The organism is Dyadobacter sp. OTU695 (assembly GCF_038440355.1).
Lineage (GTDB): Bacteria > Bacteroidota > Bacteroidia > Cytophagales > Spirosomataceae > Dyadobacter.
Genome location: NZ_JASATN010000006.1, coordinates 299,404 through 317,882 on the forward strand (window position 1 = coordinate 299,404; position 18,479 = coordinate 317,882).

The following is an 18,479-nucleotide window of genomic DNA, read 5'->3' on the forward strand; positions in this document are numbered from 1 at the left end:
GCGCAAAATTGAATGCAGGATTCTCATATTTCAAAACTGAAAATAGATGAACTGGTTACTTCCAAAAACGCCCCACAGGTAACACAGCAATGTCGCCACACCCAGCGATGGCCAGAATGACTTCCGTGCCGGTACATAGTCGGGAAACTGGTATTCTTTGAAAAACAAAAACACGATCAGCAGAACGCAGAACGCCATTTCACCTCCGCTGATCGGCAATGCGGGCGGACTCCATGGGGAAGGTGTCGCAAAAGCTCGCAGGATCAGGACTGCGTCGCTTACGCTATGCGCGCGGAAGAAAATCCAGGCGAGGGTTACCATTGTGAACGTCAGCGCGATCCGTAACCAGCCTGGCCAACGGCCGAAATCGTGCATACCGGCGCCCGCTATACGTGAGAGGATTAGTAAAATGCCGTGTATCAGCCCCCATATTACAAATTTCCAGTCGGCGCCGTGCCATAACCCGCTTAGCAGAAATACAATCAGCAGATTAATGCATGTCCGGAAATTTCCGCGTCGGTTTCCACCCATTGGAATATACACATAATCGCGAAACCAGGTCGATAGCGAAATGTGCCAGCGTTGCCAGAATTCGGGGATGGATTTGGCAAAATAAGGCGAGCGAAAATTGACCATCAGCCGAAAGCCCATCGTCCGCGCGGTGCCTAATGCGATGTCGGAATAGCCTGAGAAATCACAGTAGATCTGAATGCTGTAAAGCAAAGCGGCGATGGCCAGGCTGGTCGCATTCTCTGTTTCGGGATGTGCGAAAATCGAGTCGGTCACCAATGCAAGCCTGTCGGCGATCACTACCTTTTTGAACATTCCCCAAACCATCCACCAAAGGCCCGTCCAAAGATTATCCCAGTCAAAATCCATTTGCCGTCTGAACTGCCAGTGTACATTTTGCGGGCGTTCGATCGGGCCGGCCACGAGCTGCGGGTAAAACAGCACATACAATGCATAGATCCCCGGATTCCGCTCCGCACGCTGCTTGCCGCGATAAACCTCGATGGTGTAACTCATCGACTGAAACGTGTGAAACGACAAACCGATCGGTAAAGCAAGCCCGGATACCATTCCGCCAATGTTCCCGACTGATAATCAATCCCCGCCGCAGCCAGCAATCCGGAAATATTAGCATTTAGAAAATCGAAATATTTGAAAAAACAAAGAAACCCCACGTTGGCCACAATGCTCGCCACCAGCATCGCCTTGCGCGGTTTACCGGAGAGAATTTCAATACCTATTCCAGCCAGATAATCGAAGACAATGATGATCCCCAGCAATAACAGGTAGGCCGGGATAAACGAGGCGTAGAAATAGGCGCTGGCAATGAGGAGTAAAATCCATCGCCAGCGCCCGGGTAGTGTGTAGTAGGTGGTGGTTATGAATATGAAAAAGACGATAAAATGGAGGGAATTGAAAAGCATGTGTATAGCCCTTATGGTGAATCAGGGCTAAAACAAAGCATGAATGCGTCTTTTCAAAAGACTTAATTCTCGTAGGGATTATCGGCGTTAGCCAACGGGAAATGGGAGGAATTAGATTCGCGTTAGAACAAACTAGTTTGCCCTCCCGCAGTGCTTTTGCCAAGTAAAGGAATCGTATCAATCACCTCATACTGCCTACGCTTCTCATTATACTTTCTAATTGCAAAAGACTCACAAAGAAACCCGGCCCCATAATCCGTAAAAAGTGAATAGGCCAATGCAATCCACTCGCGCGTAAGCCTGCGGCCGATCGACATATGCGGGTTTTTCGACTCATCCGCCCATTTCTGCATGTATTGCTTTTTGAACTTCTTGTCGAATGCCTTCATGATCACCTGCGTCCGCTCGCGGATGGCGTTGGATGATTCTTCGGTTGGTTTGATGTAGAATGCAGAGAAGTTGGCCCGGTCGAAGTCGGAGAAGCCTGAGAAATTGAGCTGGAAGGGGGTTAAGGGGGAAACCAGTTTGGTGTATTCAGCCAGGATCAATGGATAGTCCGCTTCCGCGGCATCGAAGCCGTCGAGGGAAATATGGCCGTCGGCGTTGGCGCTGCCGTAGCTTTTGCCGATGGCATCGCGGAAGAGCTGCTTGAAGCCTTTTACTTCTTCATGAATAATAGGCGATGGCATGATTGCCAGGGAGTAGGAGCAAATGCCAGGCATAATTCGTTACTTTAATTTTTTGCGAATCTACAAAATCAAATGTTCATACTTCTTAAATCTCCTCCACTTGCCATTCGCTTGCTTTTGATAAACGATCGTCACCGATCCAAAATCGTCAAATATCCGCTCGCCGACTTCGATATTTCCTTTGCGAAAGATCGTCAGATCAATGAATGCAAGTCGACCATCGGAAGTGAAGATAGGTTCCGTAGTAGAAACATAAAAGCCATTAATATTTTTGGCTGACAAAACCGTTCTATAATTAGCACCTTTCAATGTGATTTTCTTTGTCGAGGCGGGTTTCAATGTGCGTTTTCGAAGCGACTTACGTTCGGCTGTACTGATCGCTTTCAGCATTTCCGAATCCCTGAAAAGGGATGCGGGGTCGTAGGATTCATGGCGGGATGTTTTAGTTTCAGTGTCAATCTGATCCTGCGTTTCTCCGCCTACAAATCCGTTCCAAAATATCGTGTAATCCCAGCCATGAGTTCTGTTTAAGATTAGGATCGTCTTCGGCTTTTTATGCGACAAGCTGTTCATAATGGCAAAATTCGTCGGATCGCTGAATGTCACCCGGTAAATTTCTTCGACCTGGCCGACCGCGGCGGTAAGGGTTATGAGACAAAGAACTATGCTCAATTTCAAGACTCTCATAAACGATGAAGTGTTTTTGAATGCAGCCGGCAAATGCGTTTACCTTCCTGTCTTTCATTATAAAATTCTACAAAACCCTAATATAACCACTGATCCTTAAACTATTTTTAAAAAGCACCGTCAAAACAGAGTATCGCGGCCTTAAAATCCAGTCTTTCAAAAAAGACCTTACAAACAATGCGCCTCAAACTCTTAACCCTTTTACTCGGCCTCAGCCTCGCAGCCCCCACCCTAGCCCAGCAAACCACCAACAAACCCGACCGCGTCAAATGGTTCCAGGACCTGGGTTTCGGGATGTTCATTCACTGGAATGTCGACGTGTCCCTCGGAACGGTGATCAGCCATTCGCTGGCCGGGGCTTCGGACGATTACGTGAACCGGTATATGAAGGAGCTACCGACGTTCTTCAACCCCAAAAAGTTTGACCCAGACGAATGGGCGACTGCCGCGCGGCTCGCAGGGATGAAATATGTCGTTTTCACGACCAAGCACCACGCCGGTTTCTGCATGTTCGATACCAAAACGACGACATTCAATGTCATGAACACGCCCTTCAAACGCGATGTGACGAAGGAGATCATCGAGGCGTTCCGCAAGCAGGGCATTGCCATCGGGCTGTATTTTTCACCGGAAGATTTCCTGTTTTTCCACCAGAACAACATCCCGCTCGGGCGTTTGCAGGACAAGCGCCAGTTCCCGATGAACAACCCCAAACTGATGGAGTACGACAAGGCGCAGATCAAAGAACTCCTCACCAATTACGGCAAAATCGACGTCATGTTCTTCGACGGCCCCGGCGACGGGCTGCGCGAGTACGCGTGGAGCCTGCAACCCGAACTCGTCATCACGCGCGACGCCATGAACACGCCCGAGCAAAACATCCCCGACAAAGCCTCGCCGCGCCCCTGGGAAGCCTGCTACACGATGGGCACCGACTGGCAATACAAGCCGACCAATGACCCGCACAAATCGGGCACCGAGATCATCAACATGCTCATCGAGATCCGCGCCAAGGGCGGCAACTTCCTCCTGAACGTCGGCCCGAAACCGAATGGCGAAATCCAGATCGAACAGGAAGCGCTCCTGCGCGAAATCGCCCTCTGGAACTTCGCGAACGGAGAATCCATATACGCCGTCAAACCTTTGCCCGTCATCCGCGACAAGGACATTTGGTTCACGCAATCGAACGACGAAAAGGACATTTACGCCTTCATCACCAAGAAGCGCGACGACGAATGGAAATACGGCCAACGCCGCGAATTCCTCTTTCCGATGATCGAAGGCACGGCTGCAACCAAGGTGGAAGTGCTGGGCTACGGAAGCGAATTGGTGGAATATGTAAACAATTTCGACGCTTCGATCCGGTCGGCCTCAACGCCTCTCGGGCTGGCTGTGAGCGCTGTGAACGGACAGCGGTTTTATACGAACCGGACGTGGCCTAATGCGGTGGTTTTGAAGATTTCGAACGCGAAGTTTAAGGCTCCCGAGGAGAAAAAGACTTCAAAATCGGGGATTGATGGCGCGCAATGACGCCTGACACTGCTAATGCATTGGAATGGAGGCTGCCAGGGTGGTCTCCATTTTTTGTTTGTTTTGAAATGTAAATAGAGGAACGTGAGTTATTGAAAATGTGCCTTGTGACTTTACTGATTAGCCTTCGGTCCTACGCCGCCCTCCGCTTTTCTAGCTTTTGGAAGAAAAAGACCAGTTCGCGGAATGTGCAGAACAGGTCGCTTGCGCGTGGGTTGTGGCCTAGTTCACCTTGCGAGATCATGAAGCCGGTGTAAATCGTCCAGATGTCTTCGATCCATTCGGCGGGGGCCATCATCTTTAACAAGGCTTTGACGTGTTCACCGTAGGCGAGTGTGGCCCAATCCGAAGATTCGGGGGATGTTTGTTGATGGATACACATACTTTTAGGGATTTAATGGATCACAACGAAATCTTCTTCGCCGGGCCCGGGCATTTGATGGACGTAGTGAAGGCGCAAACGAGTAGCCCGGCGTGCGAGTTTCCCTTGCGGCACGATTTCCTGACGGCTAGAATTGCCTATTTTAAGAAGTATGTAAAAGAACTTCCGCCCTTGCTGGCACAGCACCAGATAATGCTTCATTGAATGCACTGTTCCGGGAAATACTGGGCAGAAGTTTGGAATGTAGAAATCTGAAATCAACCCGCTGGCTGCGCCTCCGGCGCATCTTTGAACCGCCTGTTTTTCCCCTGTAATTTCCCAAAAAACAACACGATAGGAAAAATCACTTTCTTCACAAATGCCGGAATGCCCAGCATATCGAACTCTGTACGGTATTTCCGAAGCAAATAAGCCGAGTCGAACGCGCCCGGGCGACCTTTGCCGTGCTCGCGCGAGGAGCGGTAGATTTCACCAAGGAAATACTCGATATTATGCGGCGGCCAGATTTCACCCTTGCAATACAATGTGTTATCACCTGCGTTCCAGAAACGGTGGACAATGCCGGCTTCGAAGGTGGCCGATTCGCCTTTGTGCAAGTAGTAAGGCTGCTCGCCAAGGATTTCAACACCCATTTTACCTTCGAGAATGTGCAGGCTTTCGTGCTGCTGATGGTGCACATGCATGGGCGGGCCCGCGCCAGGACTTACCTGGTTTTCGACCTGGATGTATTCGACGCCGTCGCGGAGCTCGCGGCCGAGAAAAGTCAGCCGCTCGCCGTAGCCATTGTCGATCGTAACGGGATATGCCATTGTAGTCGTTGCAGTTTCCATTAGTTCTCTCTCGTTTTTACGGCTAAACCATTTAAAAGTACTACCGCCAAAACCAATAATACACCCAACCGCACGAGACTCAGTGTTTCCCAGGTTTTGGCGCGGCCGGTCAGATCATCGCTCACGGCAGTTGAGTAGGTAGAAGTAGTAATCGACAAAAGTTCGGGGACAAAATATATCCCGGTAATGACCAGTATCAGCGCGTATCCGCCGAGGGTGATTAGCAATTGTTTGCGTCGTGGCTGGCGCCAGTTGGTAATCAATGCAGCTGCGAGCAACAAAATGGCTACGGGATGTACCGGCTTCCAAAAGTTAACGGCTTGAAGACCGTACTCGCCCTGAAACATGGATAGCGAGCGTGGCGGTGCGACGCTCCACATGGGCACCACGGCCGCATGTTCGTAAATGGCGGCGCCGATGATGGTGATAAAGGCAATCGACGCCAGAATGTGCAAGATGTTTGGAAATGATTTCGTCATGAGATTTAAAAGTTCTATTTTTGGACAACGACCTAAAATTACGACAATTTAGGACATTGACCAAATTTTCATGAACGCGACCCAGGAAAAAATTATTAAACGGGCATTGGAGCTCTTCAATCTCAAAGGTATCGAGTACGTAGGCATGCGTGAACTGGCGGCCGACCTGGGTATGCGCATCGGCAACCTTACCTATTACTTCCCGACGAAGGATGATCTGGTTTTCAGCATCAGTCAGGCCTACACCGAGTCCAATTCAAAGATTCACAGTGATTTGCCCGTAATGAGCCTTTACGATTTCCTACATAAGAACAAGCTGCTTTTCGAAAATGGATTGAAATATCAGTGCCTGCTGCTGAGCATGGTGCATTTAATGGAACAAAACACTCGCATCGCCGCGAACTACCAGGGTAATGTTATACAGAACCGCATGGCCGGCCTGATCCGGGATATAGAGATTTTGGAAGAAAATAAATACCTGAAATTCAGCTGTGAGGATGATAAATTGCTGATCGTTTCCAGCAACAGCCTGCAAAGCCGTTTTTGGCTCTCGGAAGCGGTCCTCACCGAATCACGGCAAAACCTGGCGGCGCAATTGACGCATTATTTAAGGATGAAGGCACATTTGTTCCGACCTTATGCTACTAAGAAGGGGATTTGGGATATTGATAGGTTTATTGAGGAGTTGAAGGAATTCAAATCTTCATAGTTGGGTGAAGTCTGGCAGTTGTTAAGTGATCCTTAATAACTAAATCGACACGCAGTTCACTGACTTTTTGACTCAACCAAATATTGCCATCCCACGCATGAAGCGCAACCCTTTATCTTCTACACTTTTCAACCTAAAAAAGCCCGTCACGATTACCATCGCAACGGGCCCATTTATCAGAAGGTAAACACTTACTTCCTCTTCTTTCCCGTTCCTCCTTAAAACTATCGTCTCTCCTCAATCCACTTCCGCGCATTCACAAATGCTTCCATCCACGGAGAAACTTCGTCCCTACGTCCCTCAGGATAATTTGCCCAATGCCATTGGAAAAGTGATCTTTCGATGTGCGGCATGGTTACCAAATGCCGACCGGTATTATCGCAAAGGATAGCGGTATTATAGTCCGAGCCATTCGGGTTGGCCGGATAAGTTTCGTAACCATATTTGGAAACGATGTTGTATTGATTTTCAGACAATGGCAACTGGAAACGTCCTTCTCCGTGCGATACCCACACGCCCAGGGTGCTACCTGCGAGTGAAGAAAGCATAACCGAATTATTAGGCTGCACAGTCATGGACGTAAAGATACTTTCGTGCTTATGGCTCGCGTTATGCAGCATTTTCGGTTTTTCTTCGTGATCTGGATTGATCAGGCCGAGCTCGATGAAGAGCTGGCAACCATTACAAATACCGATGGAAAGCGTGTCTTCGCGTTTGAAGAAGTTTTCGAGCGCGATTTTGGCCTTTTCGTTGTATAAAAATGCTCCTGCCCAACCTTTGGCAGAACCCAATACGTCGGAGTTCGAGAAACCGCCGACCGCACCGATGAACTGAATTTCTTCCAGGGTCTCGCGGCCGGAAATGAGGTCGGTCATGTGTACGTCCTTCACGTCGAAACCAGCGAGGTACATGGCATTGGCAAGTTCACGCTCGGAGTTGCTGCCCTTTTCGCGAAGTACAGCTGCTTTCGGACGTGGTTTTGAAGCGTCGATCACCGGTTTTTTGCCATCGAACTGCGCAGGGAATTTATAGCGCAATACGTGGTGCTTGTAATTGTCGAAACGCTCTTTCGCAAGGCCGTTGCCGGTTTGTTTTTGGTCTAACAAATAAGATGTCTTGAACCAAACATCGCGCAGGTGGTCAATATCAAAATCCCATTTGCCTGCTGCATCCTTCACAGTCAGTGTAGAAGCAAGGTTCACGGTACCGATTTTATGGAATGCGACTCCATTTTCCGAAAGCACGGCTTCGGCCGATTCATCGGCCTGGAATACGATACCGATGTTTTCAGCAAATAATTTCTCAATAATGTCCTGGTCGCCTAGCACCGACAAATCGATGGAAGCACCCAAGTCACGGTCTGCGAAGCACATTTCGAGCAATGTAGTGATCAATCCACCGCTGCCAATGTCGTGACCAGCCTGGATTTTACCCGCTTTGATCAATTGCTGAATCGCATTGAATGTAGTTTTGAATTGCGCCGCATCCCGAACATCGGGCGTTTCAGAACCTATTTTATTCAAAATTTGCGCGAATGACGAGCCACCGAGTTTGAAACGGTCGCACGACAGGTTGATATAATAAATAGGGCCACCCGATTTTTTCAATACCGGCTCTACCACCGCAGTAATGTCATCACAATGCGCACCTGCCGAAATGATGACAGTACCCGGCGCGATGACATCGCCATCTTTATATTTCTGCTTCATCGACAGGGAGTCTTTTCCTGTCGGGATATTGATGCCGAGGCTGATGGCAAAATCCGAGCAGGCTTGTACGGCTTTGTACAAACGCGCATCCTCGCCTTCATTTTTACAAGCCCACATCCAGTTGGCTGAAAGTGACACGGTCGCAAGTCCGTCCTTCAATGGTGCCCAAACGATGTTAGAAAGCGCTTCTGCTACCGCATTGCGGCTACCTGCCGCCGGATCGATCAACGCCGAAAGCGGGGCGTGACCGATAGAAGTTGCGATACCGTCTTTGCCCTGGAAGTCGAGAGCCATTACACCGACATTGTTCAAGGGCAATTGCAGCGGGCCCGCAGTTTGCTGCTTCGCGACATGGCCACCTACGCAACGGTCGACCTTGTTGGTCAGCCAGTCTTTGGACGCTACCGCTTCCAGTTGCAGCATTTGTTCGAGGTACTCGTGCAGTTTTGAAGTTTCATATTGCACCGGCTCATAGCTGCGCTCTACGGTTTTGTCGCGCATGTACGTTTTAGGTGAACTGCCGAACATTTCGTCCATCGCTAAATCCATCGGCTTGGCGCCAGTGGCCGAGGATTCAAAAGTGAAGCGGTGGTCGCCTGTCACCTCTCCTACCGTATACATCGGGGCGCGTTCGCGGTCGGCGATGCGTTGGAGGAAGTCAATATCGTCCTGGCTGATCACGAGGCCCATTCTTTCCTGGGATTCGTTGCCGATGATTTCTTTCGCGGAAAGCGTCGGGTCGCCAACCGGCAATTTATCGAGATCGATTTTACCGCCTGTTTCTTCTACGAGTTCGGACAAGCAGTTCAAATGCCCGCCTGCGCCGTGGTCGTGGATTGAAACAATGGTATTATTGCCGCTTTCCACCATCCCGCGTACCGCATTGGCTACACGCTTTTGCATCTCAGGGTTGGAGCGCTGGATCGCATTCAATTCAATACCTGAACCGAATGCACCGGTATCTGCAGACGAAACGGCCGCGCCTCCCATCCCTATCCGGTAGTTTTCGCCACCCATTACCACCACTTTATCTCCAGTGGAAGGGGTGTGTTTTTTCGCCTGCTCAGCTTTACCATATCCGATACCGCCGGCCTGCATAATCACTTTGTCGTAACCCAACTTGCGACCGTCTTCCTCATGCTCGAATGTAAGCACCGAGCCGACGATCAGTGGCTGGCCGAATTTGTTTCCAAAATCAGTAGCGCCATTGGAAGCTTTGATCAAGATATCCATCGGAGTCTGATAGAGCCATTTGCGCTCTTCTACCCCTTTTTCCCAGGGACGATTTTCCTCCAAACGCGAGAGCGCGGTCATATATACCGCCGTTCCAGCCAATGGAATCGAGCCCTGCCCGCCTGCCAGGCGATCACGGATTTCACCACCCGAACCGGTTGCCGCGCCGTTGAACGGCTCCACAGTAGTCGGAAAGTTGTGGGTTTCCGCTTTCAATGAAAGAACAGATTCAAAATCTTTGATTTCGTAGTATTCCGGCACATCCGGGCGCTTGGGAGCGAATTGCTGCACGACCGGACCTTTCAGGAATGCAACGTTGTCTTTGTAAGCTGAAACGATCGAGTTTGGATTCGTTTCAGATGTCTTACGGATCAGCTTGAAAAGCGAAACCGGCTGTTCCTGCCCGTCGATCACAAACACGCCGTTGAATATCTTGTGACGGCAGTGCTCTGAGTTCACCTGTGAGAAACCAAACACTTCGGAGTCGGTCAGCTTGCGGCCAAGCTTTTGGGCAAGACCAGTCAAATAATCGACTTCTTCATCGTTCAATGCCAGGCCTTCCTGTTTATTATAAGCAGCAATATCGTCGACCTCCTGTACAGGTTCAGGCTGAATGTTAATGGTGTAAATCTCCTGGTTTAGCTCGCTGTATTTCTGCGAGAGCATCGGATCGAAGTCCGTAAAATCAGCGGTTACCTTCCTGAATTCCTCGATACGCACAATGCCTTCCAGCCCCATATTCTGGGTAATTTCGACGGCGTTGGTACTCCACGGCGTGATCATGGCAGCACGTGGGCCTACGAAAAAGTCTGTGAGAACGGTCTCCTTTCGGAGTTCTGCGCCGCCGAAAAGCCAGCTTAATTTGGAAGAATCGGAGGCATCGAGCGTCCGCTCGGTTTGTAGTGCAAAGACGGTGTCATCCCCGCCAGTGAAGAAGTAAATCATGATGTCCAATTAAGGCGCAAAGGTACGGCTTTTTTGTTTTTTAAACCAGGCAATGAATTGCCTGGTCAAAAAAATCGTTCGCACCTCCGGCACTTCCGTATCACAAGTGCCAGAGGCACAAACGATACTCCAGCCAGGGATTTAAATCCCTGAAAAAGGAATCAGACGGGCGCATGGAAAAGATATTGTTCTTGAAATTCAATGCCGTTCTTTACCAGCATATCCAGGTATTCTTCCGGAAAAGAGATTCCGCAGTGGTGTTCTTCCTGATTTTCAATATACCTGTAAACCCGCTTAATTTCGGATTTACTGTAAGAAAATGCACCGTAGCCCACCTGCCATTCAAACCGACTTTTAAGAAATCCGGATTCGTGGATCCATTTGGAGGATTTAGCCTTCGCAACTTTCATCACTTCTGCGACAGACTGCGCTGACCTAAGAGTAAACAAACAATGCACATGATCCTCAACGCCATTCACAATCAGCGTCCGCGCACCTGCTTCATTTATAAGATTACCAATGACCCCAAACAACTCTTGTCGCCAGGATTTATGCAGCCGGGCAGCACGATATTTTACCGCAAAAACACATTGAATGAAGATTTGGGAATAAGAATTGCCCATCGAACAAGGATTTACGTTCAGCGAAAAGCTAAAAACATAAATCGATTCGCCGAAAACCAATAAGCAAGCGGCTGCAGCTCAATAAGCCAGCAATCTCCCGCAAGCTACCACCGCAACCCATACCAGAATAGAAATCACCGCGCATAAACGTGCGGCGCCGGGCAGCTCGCCGGTGGCGCCCCATCGGGTAAACGGGCCATAAATAAACCGGTGAAACCAAAATACGTTGAGTGCCGCCAGCAGTATCAAACCGATTTTGACCCAAAAAACCGGATCAGTTCCCAGCGCCTGCGCATTCGTGATGAACAGCAGGAGGCCGGAAGGGATAATCAGTATCAACCCACGTTGCGACCATGGTAACAAATGCCTTGAAAGCCCCCTAAGGGGAAGTTCGCGGGAGAAGCCTAGCAGGCGCAGGTCAAACAGAAACGCTGCGCCAACGAGCATCACAATACCTAGTATATGAACGATCTCCAAAGCCGGGTATAGCCATAGCGATTGCCTGATGCCCGCCGCCCATGAAGATTTTTCCAGCCATTCGAGCGATTGATGGTATGACTGCACGCTTAGCGGAGTTCGTATTTCTCGTCCCCAACAAAAATGCGTTCGGCTCGCATTTCATTTTTCTCTGTTTTGTGAGGATAGGCAACAAAACGGATCGTCGTACCTTTTTTGATCATGTCTGCATTCACGCCGCGTGATTCCATCCGGGTAACAGGCGCCAGATACACTGTGGTCATTTCCTTTTTCAGCTTCACCTTCGCAAGTACATGCGGGTTTTCGTAGGTAAGGTCTTCGATTTTGGCTTTAAAATCAGTCGGTTTAGTCTGGTCGTAATCGGCCCAGCCGTGGTGCAGAACAGTGAACGAAGCGCAGATGAGCAGCGCAATAGCAAGTGAAACGTTTTTGAGCTTAGACATAACCTGTTGAGTTTAGTGCACTTAAAAGTAAACAAGATCATCTGTTTTAAAAAACCGAGCCAAATACAAAGTCGCTAAAAGCCCCGCCAAAATGTTTTCCGCTATATTTGCCGGGTACCATACAACACTCTGTCTTGAAACATCTGCTTCTTTTCGCGCTGCTAATAGCGGCCACCCACAGTTTCGCACAGGACGGCCGATTGCCGCTCGACTCCAAAAACAGCATCAGCTACACCGATTCGGGTCAGCCAAAGCTTGGCAGGACAGAGCTTCACGAGAAGATCAGGGCATGGGTCGACAAGAAGTTTGGCAATGCACAAAATGCGATAACCAGCGATGACACCCAGGCAGGCATTATCCTCATCACAAGCTATATACCCGTCATACACTCGGACTACCAGTATGTCCGCTTCGACCTTGGCGTTCAGTATAAAGACAACCTGTACGATGCCCGCATTACAACACTCGACGGTGTTTCCGCCGAGCACAGCCCCATCCGTTTGGGCGCAAGAGATAATGACAATATTACCGCCAAAGAGCAAATCATTAAAACAGAAAGCAATCGCAAAAAACGGAAGGAAGCAGAACTGGCGCTACAAACAGCGAAAGCCGATAATGATGGCATTAATACATCCTTATATAACCTGCTGGCCGACCTGAAAGCTTATATCACCGGACCCAAAGCGGAATAAAACGGGGCCGTTATTTCAGCCCTTTCCATTTCTTTATTAGCATTTCTGCAATCACTTCATATCCCTTGTCGGAGGGATGTAGTCCATCATAGGTCATATCGATCGATTGTTCGGGATATGGGTATTCGTCGGTCTGCGGATTATAAGGTATACCAACATAATCCGGGTATTTATAATCCTTGTAAGTCCCGGTTTGCGGGTCTTTCACCCGCTTGAACCGGACTATATTATCCAGATTGATGCCTGCGTTATGATATAGATCTACAACAGGAAACTTCCCCTTCTGCCCAATTTCCACTACCGCATTGGCAAACTGCTCCAGAGTCTGGCCATTTTTGGGCATATAAGAACCAAATGCGTTGTTTTTATAGCTGTTAATATACACAAAATCACCCCGCTGCATGGGTGTGATCAGGATGATCTTCGCCTTTTTATTGAGCTGCTTTAGCTTGTCTGTAATAACCCTGAATGCGCCGTAAACGGTACCAGTTCCCTTGCCTTGCTGGTAATCCACAAACGTGCCGAGCGGTTTGCCCTGCCACCAGTCATTGGTACCGAGGAAAACCGTGTACACATCGCCCCGCACAAGCCCCAACGATTCGATCTTATCGGCGATGTTTACTGACGTCCAGCCATTATGCCCCTGATTGATATAGGTAACCTGCGGAAATTTCTCCGTAATGAGCGTAAGATACCCTTTGGTAACACGATTCCCGGTTTCGTTCTGATGGTCATTAAGGTAAGTAATCGAATCGCCGATGGCCACCCAGGTAATTTTTCGCGGTTTTGAAGCCGCAACGGTGATCACAAGCGCAAGAAGAATCAGAAATCTTTTCATCAGCTCTATGGATTTGAAAATTTCCTGAAAGTTAGCGCAACGATTCAGACCTTGCAAATGTGCTCCACCCTCATAAATATCTTCGCCCCGGGCAAGTTGCATTGTGGCATAATCGTCTCCGCCAGGTCAAATTTAATTCACAGAGCGTAAATTTATTCTACAATAATACGACACTATTTTACAACTTGAACAGCTCAATAGACAATAAGGCCTCTGAGGATATAAATTTACAATTGATTGAAATTCAAAAAATTACGCTTAATTTTAGTTGTAGAAGTATATTCGGCATCTAACTACGCGTCAGTAAACCTCAAAGTAACCGCATGGATCAAACACAAGAAGAAGCGTCACGCATCGAATTTGCTTTTAATTTATTGTAGGATTAATATTACAACATCTTGCAAGATGTGGAACAGCCGAAAACCACTAAAAACGAGTAGGCAAAAAACGCTAATCTCATCAATATCATGGTAGGAATTGGACTTTCTCTTACGCAGCTTCTTTTGTGGCTTGACTCTATTCTTCCTAACGTTGCTATCACCCTGACCTGGTAATAGCCTTAAGGCATCAAAAAACGAGGCCATTCTCTTATGAGATGGCCTCGTTGCATTTTACTGGATAGCGCTTTGCTCGTTTTCGTTCACGCAAAAAAGCTAGGGCGCTGCAGATACTCCGGGTGCCAGCTCGCGTCGCGTCGGCGCAATGCCCGTGCGATGCCGAGAATTTCTTCCTGATGGCTACGCTGATGTTCGTCAGTACCCTGAGCGGCAAGATATTCGCCTACAATCTCCCACTCAAACGAATCGGCGCGCGAATCGTAAATACCCACCGGAACACGATTTTCATCGGTAAGCATCAGACTCTGGACCAGCTGAGCCTCTTCCTGAGTTGGACAGCCGACGTGCTGATACTGATCATTCAGCATATATAGGACCGAGTACCGGTTCTCCGAATATTCTTCTGTTACTTGTTTGGGTTCATTGAAGAACTGACCCAAAAACGTCCGGAAACCTACCGGAGCATGCTTTCTTTTACCCTTTTGTACTTGTTTCATGGTATTGAATTTTATGGAATGCCCTGTGGGCAATATTTTCAGGAGGTTTTTAGCCAATTCGGGACGAAACCCACAACAACGGTAAAATACTAAATGCATTTATTAGACACAAAACGACTTACCAGGATATTATCCTAATCGACAGTATTAACTATCATTGTCTATCAATAGTTTACAAAGCTAGCGATTCTTTTCCGATTTGCTCAAAATTCTTACTATCACCATTTCAATTTATTAAAATAATACTATTACTAAGCTTCTTAACATTCCAATTTTGCGCATTTTGAAACAAAAAAAATCGCTGACAGGGCTACTTCCCGTCAGCGACCATTCGCTACTTGTTACAGGTCCATGTTGCTACCTTGAAGCAACCTTCCGGCCTAAGCCTCCTGCATATATGCTTCTTCGATGAGCCTTTTAATGTCTTCCTCGCATTCTTTCACGCGAATGGAAATACTGGTACCGAGCCAGATCGTGCTACCATGGCTATACCCCATGTAATACAGGATCTTCTCTACGCTTACGTTGAGGCTCTCGTCGAATTCGCCGGTAACTTTGATGAAAGGCATCATGGTCTGAGGATTTTTGGTTTACTGAAATATAATCTATTTACTTCGATTATACATGTTTTTTATCAAATAATTCCCATAAAATTTTTCATTTATAAGGTGGTGTGATTTTTTAAGGGCGGTCGGCATCAGCAAAACCAGAAGCGATGGAAACAACCACGGAATTAAACCCCAAAGACAATCACCTTTGGTGGCAAACAGGCGTAATCTACCAGATCTACCCACGCTCGTTTCAGGATGCAAACGGCGACGGCATCGGGGATCTGAAAGGGATCGTCCAACGGCTCGACTATCTGCAATGGCTGGGCGTGGACTGCGTGTGGCTGTCACCTATCTACCCATCCCCGATGGCAGACTTTGGGTATGACATCTCCGACTACCGGGGGATCCACCCGCTGTTTGGAACGATGGAAGATTTCGATGAACTGCTCGACCAGGTCCACATCCGCGGCATGAAACTGATCCTGGACCTGGTCCCCAATCATACCTCCGACCAGCACCCTTGGTTCCTCGAGTCGCGCTCCTCCCGGGATAATCCGAAACGGGACTGGTACATCTGGCGCGATGCCGGCGAAATCGGCGCACTGCCCAACAACTGGCTTAGCGTCTTCGGCGGTCATGCCTGGGAATGGGACGAAACGACGGGACAATACTACTACCACGCATTTCTGAAACAGCAGCCCGACCTGAACTGGCGCAATCCCCAGGTGCAAAAGGCCATGACGGACGTGATGCATTTCTGGCTTGGCAAGGGCGTAGATGGCTTCCGCGTAGATGTAATGTGGCATATGATCAAAGATTTACAGCTGCGCAACAACCCGGTGGTACCAGGCTCCCCATTCGATGAAACCGAGCTGATCTACGAGTACCACGATCCGGTGTATTCCACCGACCAGCCCGAGGTTCATGACATTGTGCGCATGATGCGGCAGGTAACCAATCAATATGAGGATCGAGTTCTGATCGGCGAGATTTACCTGCCTATTCACAAGCTGGTGACATACTATGGTCCAGACAAATCCGGCGCGCATCTTCCCTTTAATTTCCAATTGCTAACCTTACCCTGGGATTCTGAGCAGATCGCCCGGGCCATCGATGAATACGAAGGGGCCCTGCCGGCAGATGGCTGGCCCAACTGGGTGCTTGGCAATCACGACCAGCCGCGCGTAGCCAGCCGCGTAGGCCGCTCACAGGCGCGCGTGGCGGCAATGCTGCTACTGACGCTGCGCGGAACGCCGACTATCTATTATGGTGAGGAAATCGGTATGCGTGATGTGCCGATCCCGCAAGAGGAGATCGTGGACCCACAGGGATTGAATATGCCCGACCGCAACGTGAGCCGCGACCCTGCGCGCACGCCCATGCAATGGAATGCCGATGAATTCGCCGGGTTTTCGCAAAACAAGCCCTGGCTTCGGCTGCCGTATAGCTTCCGCCGCGTGAATGTGGAATTACAAAAACAGGACCCGGACTCGATGCTCTGCTTTTACCATAGCCTGACTTCCCTGCGCAAAAGGCATCCTGCATTTCAGACAGGAAAATACACCCCGGTTTATTCAGACAAACAACTGATCGCATTCATTCGGGAGAACGAAACTGACCGCTTTTTGGTGGTACTTAATCTGAGCCATAGGCCAGGTTATTTACGGCTTAAAAATGAAACCTTTACCGGCGAGATCGTCATCAGCACCGAGACGGAACGGATCGGCCTGCGCATGGAGAACAACCTGCTTCTGAGCGGGGATGAAGGATTGATCGTAAGATTGGAACGTTGAGCAGGTTAATCAGGCTTTTTCAAGCAGTTCTTTCAGGACCAGCGCCTGGTTCCGGTCTTGTGTTTTGGCCGCAAAAAGCAGGGTTACCACCTCATTTTCTGAGATCAGGGAGCGCAGGGCATTCAATGCGTCCGAATCTTGAAGTTCCGCTTGATAGCGGGCGCAGAACTCATCCCAGTGGTCCATATGGGCATGAAACCAGGTTCGCAGCTCGTTGGACGGCGCTACTTCCTTCATCCAGCGGTCGATACGAGCCGCTTCCTTGGTCAGCCCGCGTGGCCACAGGCGGTCTACCAATACACGGTAGCCATCGGTGGCCACTACGGGCTCATAAACGCGTTTTGTTTTGATCGTCATAGGCTATTGATTAAAGGTTTTCTTCCCTTTAAAGTTAGCCACCCCTGCCGGTTTACGATTGTTGTCGAAAGTATTTTTTATAGGCAGCATTTCACCCATCCCTCAGTTCAGGTTCCTGAATTCGCTGGGTGATTTGCCGGTTTTGGCCTTAAATATTTTGGTAAAATGGGATGGATGCTCAAAACCCAGATCGTAGGCGATTTCACTGATCGACTGCCCTGTTCCCCAAAGCAGGGATTTGGCCTTCTCGATCATGCGTAAATGAATATGCTCCTGGGTGGTTTTGCCAGTGAATCGATTGAGCATATCAGAGAGGTAATTGGGCGAAAGATTCAGCTGCGAAGCGAAGTATCTGACACTGGGCAAGCCTGCTTCGATCAGCGTATCTTTCGCAAAATAGTCGTTTAGCAGTCTTTCGAAATGCTGCACAAGGTCATTGCTTACTTTCGCACGGGTGTAGAACTGCCGGTCATAGAACCGGTCGCAATAGTTGAGCAGCAACTCGACATTTCCGCTGATCAGTCCAAGCGTATGCTTGTCGATATTCTGGGAATATTCCCTTTCTATCTTGGCCACGCAATCGCGGATTATCTGTTTCTCATCATCGGAAATATGTAAGGCCTCATTGACATCGTAACTAAAAAACGAATACTGGTGTATCTTTTTCCCAAGCTCGGTGGAATTAATCAGGTCGGGATGGATGAAAAGTGCCCAACCCTGCTCCACCCCGCCTTCTTCGATGCTGCCACTTATGACCTGCCAGGGCGCGGTAAACATCAGTGAGCCTTCGCTAAAATCGTAGGTTCCCTTTCCGTATTTCAAAACACCTTGGACGCGCTTGCACGAAATCGTGTAGAAGCCAAACCGGAAGGAGGTCAACTCGCGCGGGCATTGCGCGTAAAACTGCGTATTGTCAATCAGACTGATCAGCGGGTGTTTGGGCTTGGGAGCACCCACGTAGTCGTGCAGGCCGCTAATGGACTCGATATCTAGATACTGACTGGTCATAACATGGGAATACCTGA

At 49.0% G+C, this 18,479-nt stretch carries 21 protein-coding genes; 5 read left to right on the top strand and 16 right to left on the bottom strand.

Annotated features, from left to right (window positions below; genetic code table 11):
• Nucleotides 1–30: 30 nt before the first annotated feature.
• The 4 genes from AAHB90_RS14420 to AAHB90_RS14435 form a co-directional block, all read right to left on the bottom strand.
• A complete protein-coding gene (locus AAHB90_RS14420; RefSeq protein ID WP_342085903.1) occupies nt 31–1,026 on the bottom strand; it encodes an MBOAT family O-acyltransferase in 996 nt (331 codons plus the stop codon).
• Complete coding sequence (locus AAHB90_RS14425; protein ID WP_342085904.1) at nt 1,023–1,433, bottom strand: hypothetical protein; 411 nt, start codon at nt 1,431–1,433, stop codon at nt 1,023–1,025. Before AAHB90_RS14425 ends, AAHB90_RS14420 begins: the two co-directional genes overlap by 4 nt.
• A gap of 122 nt (nt 1,434–1,555) precedes the next feature.
• Nucleotides 1,556–2,155: a 2'-5' RNA ligase family protein gene (locus AAHB90_RS14430; RefSeq protein WP_342085905.1), complete on the bottom strand. Its 600-nt coding sequence runs from the start codon at nt 2,153–2,155 to the stop codon at nt 1,556–1,558.
• A 27-nt stretch (nt 2,156–2,182) separates the two neighbouring features.
• Nucleotides 2,183–2,809 carry a hypothetical protein gene (locus AAHB90_RS14435; RefSeq protein WP_342085906.1) on the bottom strand — a complete coding sequence of 209 codons (627 nt, stop codon included), beginning with the start codon at nt 2,807–2,809 and terminating at the stop codon, nt 2,183–2,185.
• A 177-nt stretch (nt 2,810–2,986) separates the two neighbouring features.
• Between AAHB90_RS14435 and AAHB90_RS14440 the strand changes: the two genes are divergently transcribed.
• Complete coding sequence (locus AAHB90_RS14440) at nt 2,987–4,339, top strand: alpha-L-fucosidase (RefSeq protein WP_342085907.1); 1,353 nt, start codon at nt 2,987–2,989, stop codon at nt 4,337–4,339.
• A 133-nt stretch (nt 4,340–4,472) separates the two neighbouring features.
• Here AAHB90_RS14440 and AAHB90_RS14445 read toward each other — a convergent pair whose 3' ends face one another.
• Nucleotides 4,473–4,721: a hypothetical protein gene (locus AAHB90_RS14445; RefSeq protein ID WP_342085908.1), complete on the bottom strand. Its 249-nt coding sequence runs from the start codon at nt 4,719–4,721 to the stop codon at nt 4,473–4,475.
• A gap of 15 nt (nt 4,722–4,736) precedes the next feature.
• Here AAHB90_RS14445 and AAHB90_RS14450 point away from each other — a divergent pair, with 15 nt between their 5' ends.
• Nucleotides 4,737–4,925, top strand: coding sequence for a hypothetical protein (locus AAHB90_RS14450; RefSeq protein WP_342085909.1), 189 nt, complete (start codon nt 4,737–4,739; stop codon nt 4,923–4,925).
• A gap of 53 nt (nt 4,926–4,978) precedes the next feature.
• Here the strand turns inward: AAHB90_RS14450 and AAHB90_RS14455 are convergent, their stop codons facing one another.
• Both AAHB90_RS14455 and AAHB90_RS14460 read right to left on the bottom strand, forming a co-directional pair.
• Nucleotides 4,979–5,551, bottom strand: a complete 573-nt coding sequence (locus AAHB90_RS14455) for a cupin domain-containing protein (protein WP_342085910.1) — start codon at nt 5,549–5,551, stop codon at nt 4,979–4,981.
• Nucleotides 5,551–6,030 (bottom strand): hypothetical protein, encoded by a 480-nt coding sequence (locus AAHB90_RS14460; protein ID WP_342085911.1) that lies wholly within the window; start codon nt 6,028–6,030, stop codon nt 5,551–5,553. Before AAHB90_RS14460 ends, AAHB90_RS14455 begins: the two co-directional genes overlap by 1 nt.
• Before the next feature lie 70 nt (nt 6,031–6,100).
• Between AAHB90_RS14460 and AAHB90_RS14465 the strand changes: the two genes are divergently transcribed.
• Nucleotides 6,101–6,739, top strand: coding sequence for a TetR/AcrR family transcriptional regulator (locus AAHB90_RS14465; protein WP_342085912.1), 639 nt, complete (start codon nt 6,101–6,103; stop codon nt 6,737–6,739).
• A 224-nt stretch (nt 6,740–6,963) separates the two neighbouring features.
• Here AAHB90_RS14465 and purL read toward each other — a convergent pair whose 3' ends face one another.
• From purL to AAHB90_RS14485, 4 genes are all read right to left on the bottom strand, one after another.
• A complete protein-coding gene (purL, locus tag AAHB90_RS14470; RefSeq protein ID WP_342085913.1) occupies nt 6,964–10,626 on the bottom strand; it encodes a phosphoribosylformylglycinamidine synthase in 3,663 nt (1,220 codons plus the stop codon).
• Between the two features lie 161 nt (nt 10,627–10,787).
• Complete coding sequence (locus AAHB90_RS14475; protein ID WP_342085914.1) at nt 10,788–11,249, bottom strand: transposase; 462 nt, start codon at nt 11,247–11,249, stop codon at nt 10,788–10,790.
• A 78-nt stretch (nt 11,250–11,327) separates the two neighbouring features.
• Nucleotides 11,328–11,813, bottom strand: a complete 486-nt coding sequence (locus AAHB90_RS14480; protein ID WP_342085915.1) for a DUF6644 family protein — start codon at nt 11,811–11,813, stop codon at nt 11,328–11,330.
• A 2-nt stretch (nt 11,814–11,815) separates the two neighbouring features.
• Entirely contained in the window at nt 11,816–12,169 is a 354-nt protein-coding gene (locus tag AAHB90_RS14485; RefSeq protein WP_342085916.1) for a DUF6152 family protein, read from the bottom strand.
• Nucleotides 12,170–12,303: 134 nt separating this feature from the next.
• Between AAHB90_RS14485 and AAHB90_RS14490 the strand changes: the two genes are divergently transcribed.
• A complete protein-coding gene (locus tag AAHB90_RS14490; RefSeq protein WP_342085917.1) occupies nt 12,304–12,861 on the top strand; it encodes a hypothetical protein in 558 nt (185 codons plus the stop codon).
• 10 nt (nt 12,862–12,871) lie between these two features.
• Here AAHB90_RS14490 and AAHB90_RS14495 read toward each other — a convergent pair whose 3' ends face one another.
• From AAHB90_RS14495 to AAHB90_RS14505, 3 genes are all read right to left on the bottom strand, one after another.
• The gene (locus AAHB90_RS14495; protein ID WP_342085918.1) at nt 12,872–13,699 is read right to left on the bottom strand and encodes an SGNH/GDSL hydrolase family protein; all 828 of its coding nucleotides are present in this window, start codon (nt 13,697–13,699) and stop codon (nt 12,872–12,874) included.
• Nucleotides 13,700–14,339: 640 nt separating this feature from the next.
• Entirely contained in the window at nt 14,340–14,753 is a 414-nt protein-coding gene (locus AAHB90_RS14500; RefSeq protein ID WP_342085919.1) for a hypothetical protein, read from the bottom strand.
• A gap of 380 nt (nt 14,754–15,133) precedes the next feature.
• Nucleotides 15,134–15,325 carry a hypothetical protein gene (locus AAHB90_RS14505; protein ID WP_342085920.1) on the bottom strand — a complete coding sequence of 64 codons (192 nt, stop codon included), beginning with the start codon at nt 15,323–15,325 and terminating at the stop codon, nt 15,134–15,136.
• A gap of 143 nt (nt 15,326–15,468) precedes the next feature.
• On the opposite strand from AAHB90_RS14505, the gene AAHB90_RS14510 reads away from it, so the two are divergent.
• On the top strand, nt 15,469–17,097 hold the full coding sequence (locus tag AAHB90_RS14510; RefSeq protein WP_342085921.1) for an alpha-amylase family glycosyl hydrolase: 1,629 nt from the start codon (nt 15,469–15,471) through the stop codon (nt 17,095–17,097).
• 9 nt (nt 17,098–17,106) lie between these two features.
• On the opposite strand, the gene AAHB90_RS14515 is transcribed toward AAHB90_RS14510, so the two are convergent.
• Nucleotides 17,107–17,454, bottom strand: coding sequence for a DUF488 domain-containing protein (locus tag AAHB90_RS14515; RefSeq protein WP_342085922.1), 348 nt, complete (start codon nt 17,452–17,454; stop codon nt 17,107–17,109).
• A gap of 102 nt (nt 17,455–17,556) precedes the next feature.
• Nucleotides 17,557–18,462: a helix-turn-helix domain-containing protein gene (locus tag AAHB90_RS14520; protein ID WP_342085923.1), complete on the bottom strand. Its 906-nt coding sequence runs from the start codon at nt 18,460–18,462 to the stop codon at nt 17,557–17,559.
• Nucleotides 18,463–18,479: the final 17 nt, after the last annotated feature.

What these genes read in the sequence shown, in the direction of transcription:
- AAHB90_RS14420 (WP_342085903.1), bottom strand. Translation starts at nt 1,026, where the DNA reads ATGAGTTACACCATCGAGGTTTATCGCGGCAAGCAGCGTGCGGAGCGG.
- AAHB90_RS14425 (WP_342085904.1), bottom strand. Translation starts at nt 1,433, where the DNA reads ATGCTTTTCAATTCCCTCCATTTTATCGTCTTTTTCATATTCATAACC.
- AAHB90_RS14430 (WP_342085905.1), bottom strand. Translation starts at nt 2,155, where the DNA reads ATGCCTGGCATTTGCTCCTACTCCCTGGCAATCATGCCATCGCCTATT.
- AAHB90_RS14435 (WP_342085906.1), bottom strand. Translation starts at nt 2,809, where the DNA reads ATGAGAGTCTTGAAATTGAGCATAGTTCTTTGTCTCATAACCCTTACC.
- AAHB90_RS14440 (WP_342085907.1), top strand. Translation starts at nt 2,987, where the DNA reads ATGCGCCTCAAACTCTTAACCCTTTTACTCGGCCTCAGCCTCGCAGCC.
- AAHB90_RS14445 (WP_342085908.1), bottom strand. Translation starts at nt 4,721, where the DNA reads ATGTGTATCCATCAACAAACATCCCCCGAATCTTCGGATTGGGCCACA.
- AAHB90_RS14450 (WP_342085909.1), top strand. Translation starts at nt 4,737, where the DNA reads ATGGATCACAACGAAATCTTCTTCGCCGGGCCCGGGCATTTGATGGAC.
- AAHB90_RS14455 (WP_342085910.1), bottom strand. Translation starts at nt 5,551, where the DNA reads ATGGAAACTGCAACGACTACAATGGCATATCCCGTTACGATCGACAAT.
- AAHB90_RS14460 (WP_342085911.1), bottom strand. Translation starts at nt 6,030, where the DNA reads ATGACGAAATCATTTCCAAACATCTTGCACATTCTGGCGTCGATTGCC.
- AAHB90_RS14465 (WP_342085912.1), top strand. Translation starts at nt 6,101, where the DNA reads ATGAACGCGACCCAGGAAAAAATTATTAAACGGGCATTGGAGCTCTTC.
- purL (WP_342085913.1), bottom strand. Translation starts at nt 10,626, where the DNA reads ATGATTTACTTCTTCACTGGCGGGGATGACACCGTCTTTGCACTACAA.
- AAHB90_RS14475 (WP_342085914.1), bottom strand. Translation starts at nt 11,249, where the DNA reads ATGGGCAATTCTTATTCCCAAATCTTCATTCAATGTGTTTTTGCGGTA.
- AAHB90_RS14485 (WP_342085916.1), bottom strand. Translation starts at nt 12,169, where the DNA reads ATGTCTAAGCTCAAAAACGTTTCACTTGCTATTGCGCTGCTCATCTGC.
- AAHB90_RS14495 (WP_342085918.1), bottom strand. Translation starts at nt 13,699, where the DNA reads ATGAAAAGATTTCTGATTCTTCTTGCGCTTGTGATCACCGTTGCGGCT.
- AAHB90_RS14500 (WP_342085919.1), bottom strand. Translation starts at nt 14,753, where the DNA reads ATGAAACAAGTACAAAAGGGTAAAAGAAAGCATGCTCCGGTAGGTTTC.
- AAHB90_RS14505 (WP_342085920.1), bottom strand. Translation starts at nt 15,325, where the DNA reads ATGATGCCTTTCATCAAAGTTACCGGCGAATTCGACGAGAGCCTCAAC.
- AAHB90_RS14510 (WP_342085921.1), top strand. Translation starts at nt 15,469, where the DNA reads ATGGAAACAACCACGGAATTAAACCCCAAAGACAATCACCTTTGGTGG.
- AAHB90_RS14515 (WP_342085922.1), bottom strand. Translation starts at nt 17,454, where the DNA reads ATGACGATCAAAACAAAACGCGTTTATGAGCCCGTAGTGGCCACCGAT.
- AAHB90_RS14520 (WP_342085923.1), bottom strand. Translation starts at nt 18,462, where the DNA reads ATGACCAGTCAGTATCTAGATATCGAGTCCATTAGCGGCCTGCACGAC.